Here is a 5776-nt window from a genome sequence, read left to right as displayed (position 1 = left end):
CCCCGCCGGCGGGCCCCCGCGGCGCTGGGGGGGGGACGGCGTGTTGGTGTCGCCCACCGCCGGCGGGCGCGACACCGACGCCCCCGCGGGCGCGCCCGACCCGGATCGTCCCGCCGTGTTCGTCTTCGACGAGCCGCTGCTGCGCCGGCTGCGGCTGTCCGGCAAGCGGCTGGTGTTCCTCGCCGAGACGCTCGGCGAACTCGCGGCGCAGCGCCCGCTCGAGGTGTGCCGCGGCCGGGTGGTCGACGAACTGGCCGGGCGCTCGCTCGCCGCGACCTGGACGCCGGTGCCGGGCTGGGCCGACCGGGCGCGCGTGCTGCGTCCGGCCGAGGTGCACCCGTGGCCGTGGCTCGTGCGGCCGGGGCACGGCTCGGTGCGGTCCTTCTCGGCCTGGCGGGGCGGGTCACGACGCGGCTGACGCCCGCTCCTGGCACGCCGCAGCTGCATGCGAGCGACACGCACTCGACCCGGCCGAGTGGTGTCCTGCAAGGTCAAGATCGTCCGTAACCGGACAATCAAACGATTCGACCGCGGTTTCGGCACGGTTTTCCGGGGCTCTCCGGTGTTCCGTTGACATCTTCCGGTCACGACCATGGTGGTCGGGTCGTCCGCGGGGCATCGTCCGTGCATCCGCAACGAACAACGCGAAGGGCGCGACCCAGGGGGGATGAGCAGGTCCGTTGCGGGCCGGTCGCCCAGACCGACGCCGGCGCTCATGCCGTCCTGACAAGGTTGCGGGGGCACCCAAGACGGCCGGTGCCGCCGGTCTGGGCGACCTCGCGTCGTGCTGACGGCGACCACGGGTTTCGGGCCGTGTTCGCGCGGGCGGAATGTCGGCAGGCCGATCCGACTTCGATCGGACATGACCACCATCGGATTCATCGGCAGCGGCAACATCGGCGGCACCGTTGCGCGGCTCGCGGTCGCGGCCGGCTACGACGTCGTCCTCTCGAACTCGCGCGGGCCGGAGACCCTCGCCGACCTCGTCGCATCCCTCGGCCCGGCGGCGCGGGCGGCGACCTCGACCGAGGCGGCGGAGGCCGGCGACATCGTCGTCGTCACCATCCCGCTCGGTCACATCGACTGGGTGCCCGCCTCGGCGCTCGCCGGCAAGGTCGTGATCGACACCTGCAACTACTACCCGCAGCGCGACGGCCGCATCGACGAACTCGAGGCCGGCAGCATCACCACCAGCGGGCTGGTGCAGCGCCACCTCGCCGACGCGCGCATCGTCAAGGCGTTCAACAACATCTACTTCGAGCACCTCGGCTCGCTGCAGCGTCCGGCCGGTGCCTCTGACCGCACCACGCTGATGATCGCCGGCGACGACGCGTCCGCGAAGCAGGCCGTCAGCGCCTTCATCGACGCGATCGGCTACGACGTCCTCGACACAGGCAGCCTGGCGGACAGCTGGCGCTTCCAGCGCGACCAGCCCGCCTACGCGGGCGCCTACGCGCAGGACGGCGACTTCAGCAAGCCGATCCAGGCCACGCGCGAGCACCTCGAGACGCTGCTGGCCAAGGGCGACCCAAACCTGCACTGACGACGGCGGCAACCGCCGGCGCGGTCACACGCCCGCGAGGGTGACGATCGCGTCGGTGGCGAAGCCGGCGACGAGGCCGAGCAGCAGGCCGTAGGCGACAAGGTCGGTGCGCCGGGCCTTCGCGGCGACGCCGAGCAGCTGGACGACCACGTAGAGGATCGAGCCTGCCGCGAGGGTCAGGAACACGACGCTCATCGGCTCGCTGGTGACGCCGTGGCCGACCGCGGTGCCGATGAACGTCGGCCCGCCGCCGATCGCCGCCATCGCGAGCAGGAAGCCCCAGCTGGGGCGCCGGCCGGCCGCGTTCTCGGCGGCCAGCGGCGCGACGATCCCGAAGCCCTCGGTCGCGTTGTGCAGCGCGAAGCCGACGACCAGCAGGGTGGCCAGTCCGATCTCGTTCGACCCGGCGGCCTGGCCGATGGCCAGCCCTTCGGCGAAGTTGTGCAGCCCGATCCCGACGGCGATGAGCAGCGACAGCCGGCGGGCCGGCGACCACGCGGCGATCCCGCGCACCGGGGTCGGCCGTTCGGTGACCGCCATCGCACCGGGGCCGCCGTGGTTGGCGCGAGCGGCACGGGCCATCCAGCGGTCGTACGCCACCAGGCCGAGCAGGCCGACCGAGATCCCGCCGACGAACAGCGCGCCGTAGCCGAACGCCGGCGCGAGACCGCCGGTGTGGGCGTGCGCCGCCGCGAGCGCCGAGTCGATCGGCTCCCACGCCGCGCTGAGCACGTCCCAGACCAGGAAGAGCAGCACGCCGACCGCGACGGCGTTGAGGAAGACCCGCAGCTCGGGCACCGGCTTCGAGAGTCGGCCGAGGGGCATGCCGAGCAGGATGGTGCCTCCGGCGATGAGGCCGAGCACCAGCGTGGCGGACAGGCTCACAGGACACTCCCGGTCGAGGTGGTCAGGTAAGGCTAACCTTTCCGGCCCGATCCGTCTCCTCACAGGGTCGGACGGCACAGCCGGGTCACGGCGACGAGCGTGGCCGCCGGTGCTCTAGACATGACCCATGACGCTGATCGACTACTACGGCGAGTGGGTTGCCTACCGGCAGTGGGTGCTGCGCGTACCGGGGGTCCAGGTCGCCGTGCGGCGCGAGGGGGAGCTCGTGGTCGACGCCGCCCACGGCGTCGCCGACCTCGGCAGCGGTGTGCCGCTCACCACCCGGCACCTGTTCCGGATCGCGTCGCACTCGAAGACGGTGGCGGCCGTCGCCGTCCTGCAGCTCGCCCGCGACGGGCGGCTGCGGCTCGACGACCCGGTGCTTGCCCACGTGCCCGACCTCGCCGGGTCGCCGGTGGCCACGCGGACGCTGCGGGAGCTGCTCGCCCACGGCGGCGGGGTGATCCGCGACAGCGAGGACGGTGACTTCTGGCAGCTCGGACGCGTCTTCCCCGACCGTGGCGACCTGCTGCGGATCGCGTCGTCGCCGAGCGCTGCCGTGCTGCCGCGCAACGAGCGGTTCAAGTACTCGAACATCGCCTACGGGCTGCTCGGCCTCGTGCTCGAGGCGGTGACCGGTCACGACTTCGCCACGCACGTGCGGACGGCGGTCGCCGGGCCGCTCGGCCTCGCCGATCTCGGCGGCGAGTACGACCCGGCGCGGGCGGCCGAGTTCGCGGCCGGGCACTCGGCGCTGACGACCGGGCTCGTGCGGCGCGTCCTCGACCATGTCGACACGCGCGCGCTCGCGGCGGCCACCGGCTGCTACGCCACCGCCGCCGACCTCACCGCCTTCTACGACGCGCTGCGCCGCGGCGACGAGCGGCTGCTCGACGCCGACGGGCTGCGCGAACAGCGGCACGCGCAGTGGGAGATCAAGGCCGGCGAGCGGCGCTACGGGCTCGGCGTCTTCGTCGACACCGTCGCCGGCGCGACGCTGTTCGGCCACACCGGCGGGTATCCGGGGCACATCACCTGCACCCACGCCGACGCCGACGACGACCACGCCGACGTCGTCTCGGTCCTGACCAACGCGATCGACGGGCCGGCGAGCCCGCTGGCGGCCGCGTGGTTCCACCTGCGCCGGCTCGGCGCCGAGGCGACCCACCGCCCGGCCGCCGACGCGGCCAGGTTCACCGGTCGCTTCGCCGACCTGTGGGGCGTCACCGACGTCGTCGAGCTGGACGGCCGGCTGTTCGCGCTCGACCCCACGCTGGCGCAGCCGGCCGAGGACGCCGTCGCGCTCGAGACCGTGGACGCGACGACGCTGCGGATCGTCGGCGGCCGCGGCGGCAACTCGGTGGGTGAGCTGATGCGGTACGAGTTCGCAGCCGACGGGACGGTCGCCCGGGTGCGCGGCGAGAGCGGCATGACCCACCTGCCGTTCACTGTGCCGTCCGGTTGATGAGTCGGTCGTTACGTCGGGGGAGTTCCGGGTAGGCGGTGATCGTCGCGCCGTGTCAGCCGGACGGGCGCCGACCCCGAGTGGACGGAGCCCCCATCCCATGACCGAGCCACCGTTCGACGACGTCACCTACGGCGACGAGCCCGTGCAGCGCGGCGCCGGCGGCGAGACCCATCAGGTCGCGGGCGAGCGCCCGCAGCTCACGACGCAGCAGGGCGTGGTCGTCGCCGACGACCAGAACAGCCTTCGTCCCGAGACGACCGGCCCGACGCTGCTCGAGGACTTCCACCTCCGCGAGAAGATCTTCCACTTCGACCACGAGCGCATCCCCGAGCGGGTCGTGCACGCGCGCGGCTACGGCGCGCGCGGCTACTTCGAGACCACCGAGTCGCTGAGCGACCTCACCCGCGCGGGCTTGTTCCAGGAGCAGGGCAAGCGCACCCCGGTGTTCGTCCGCTTCTCGACCGTCGCGGGCAACAAGGGGTCACCCGACCTCGCCCGCGACGTGCGCGGGTTCGCCACGAAGTTCTACACCGACGGGGGCAACTGGGACCTCGTCGGCAACAACATCCCGGTCTTCTTCATCCAGGACCCGATCAAGTTCCCGGACATGGTCCACGCCTTCAAGCCGGAGCCCGACCGCGCCTTCCCGCAGGCGCAGACGGCCCACGACAACGCGTGGGACTTCATCTCGCTCTCGCCCGAGAGCATGCACATGGTCATGTGGGTCATGTCCGACCGGGCCATCCCCCGGTCGTTCCGCACCATGGAGGGCTTCGGCGTCCACACCTTCCGGATGGTCAACGCGCAGGGCAAGTCCACCTTCGTGAAGTTCCACTGGAAGCCGAAGCAGGGGCTCCAGTCGGTCGTCTGGAACGAGGCGGTCAAGATCAACGGGGCCGACCCCGACTTCCACCGCCGCGACCTGTGGGAGGCGATCGGCGCCGGCGACTTCCCCGAGTGGGAGCTGGGGCTGCAGCTGTTCGACGAGGGCTTCGCCGAGAAGTTCCCCTTCGACGTCCTCGACGCCACCAAGATCATCCCCGAGGAGGACGTGCCGGTGCGGCGCGTCGGACGGCTGGTGCTCGACCGCCGCGTCGACAACTTCTTCCTGGAGACCGAGCAGGTCGCCTTCTGCACGCTGAACGTCGTGCCGGGGATCGACTTCAGCAACGACCCGCTGCTCCAGGGGCGGAACTTCTCGTACCTCGACACCCAGCTCAAGCGGCTGGGGAGCCCCAACTTCACCCACATCCCGATCAACGCCCCCAAGTGCCCGTTCGCCCACTTCCAGCAGGACGGCCACATGGCCATGCACAACCCCAAGGGGCGGGCCAACTACGAGCCCAACTCGTGGGGCGCTGACGGCGGGCCTCGCGAATCGCCCGAGAAGGGCTACCAGTCGTACCCGGCCCAGGAGGAAGGCCCCAAGCGGCGGATCCGGTCCGAGACCTTCGCCGACCACTACAGCCAGGCCCGCCAGTTCTACATCAGCCAGACCGAGGTCGAGCAGGCCCACATCGCCGCGGCCCTCACCTTCGAGCTGAGCAAGGTGGAGACCGTCGCGATCCGGTCCCGGCTGGTGTCGCACCTGCTGAACATCGACGACGGCCTGGCCAGGAACGTGGCCGAGGGGCTGCGGCTGAAGGAGATGCCCAAACCGGCCGACGCCGCCAGGCCGACCCGCAAGGACCTGAAGCCGTCGCCCAAGCTGAGCATCCTGTTGAACGGCCCCAAGAGCTTCGCCGGCCGCAAGGTCGGGGCGCTGGTCACCGACGGGGTCGACGCCGACGTCCTCGCGGCGTTGAGGAAGGCGCTGAAGGCCGAGGGGGCGATGCTCAAGCTGGTCGCCCCCGAGGTCGGCGGCGTGAAGGACTCGGCCG

Annotated in this window: 4 protein-coding genes and 1 pseudogene; 4 read left to right on the top strand and 1 reads right to left on the bottom strand. The window is 72.0% G+C overall.

Annotated elements, in window-relative coordinates:
• Both ACTHMS_RS06220 and ACTHMS_RS06215 read left to right on the top strand, forming a co-directional pair.
• Positions 1–418 (top strand): annotated as a pseudogene (locus ACTHMS_RS06220) (FAD-binding domain-containing protein); the annotation flags it as partial.
• Positions 419–862: 444 nt separating this feature from the next.
• Positions 863–1543, top strand: coding sequence for an NADPH-dependent F420 reductase (locus ACTHMS_RS06215; protein ID WP_440305805.1), 681 nt, complete (start codon positions 863–865; stop codon positions 1541–1543).
• A gap of 24 nt (positions 1544–1567) precedes the next feature.
• Here the strand turns inward: ACTHMS_RS06215 and ACTHMS_RS06210 are convergent, their stop codons facing one another.
• Positions 1568–2428 carry a ZIP family metal transporter gene (locus ACTHMS_RS06210; protein WP_440305804.1) on the bottom strand — a complete coding sequence of 287 codons (861 nt, stop codon included), beginning with the start codon at positions 2426–2428 and terminating at the stop codon, positions 1568–1570.
• A gap of 127 nt (positions 2429–2555) precedes the next feature.
• Between ACTHMS_RS06210 and ACTHMS_RS06205 the strand changes: the two genes are divergently transcribed.
• Complete coding sequence (locus ACTHMS_RS06205; protein ID WP_440305803.1) at positions 2556–3893, top strand: serine hydrolase domain-containing protein; 1338 nt, start codon at positions 2556–2558, stop codon at positions 3891–3893.
• A gap of 100 nt (positions 3894–3993) precedes the next feature.
• Positions 3994–5776: catalase (locus ACTHMS_RS06200; RefSeq protein ID WP_440305802.1), on the top strand; the 1783-nt coding region annotated here is incomplete at its 3' end.

Source organism: Jatrophihabitans sp., assembly GCF_051960575.1.
Classification (GTDB): Bacteria; Actinomycetota; Actinomycetes; order Mycobacteriales; family Jatrophihabitantaceae; genus JBQCEE01.
Note: the sequence above shows the minus strand (reverse complement) of the source record. Positions and strands in the feature narration are given on the sequence as shown.

Excerpts from the sequence above, each read along its gene's own strand:
- ACTHMS_RS06205 (WP_440305803.1), top strand. The coding sequence starts at position 2,556 with ATGACGCTGATCGACTACTACGGCGAGTGGGTTGCCTACCGGCAGTGG.
- ACTHMS_RS06215 (WP_440305805.1), top strand. The coding sequence starts at position 863 with ATGACCACCATCGGATTCATCGGCAGCGGCAACATCGGCGGCACCGTT.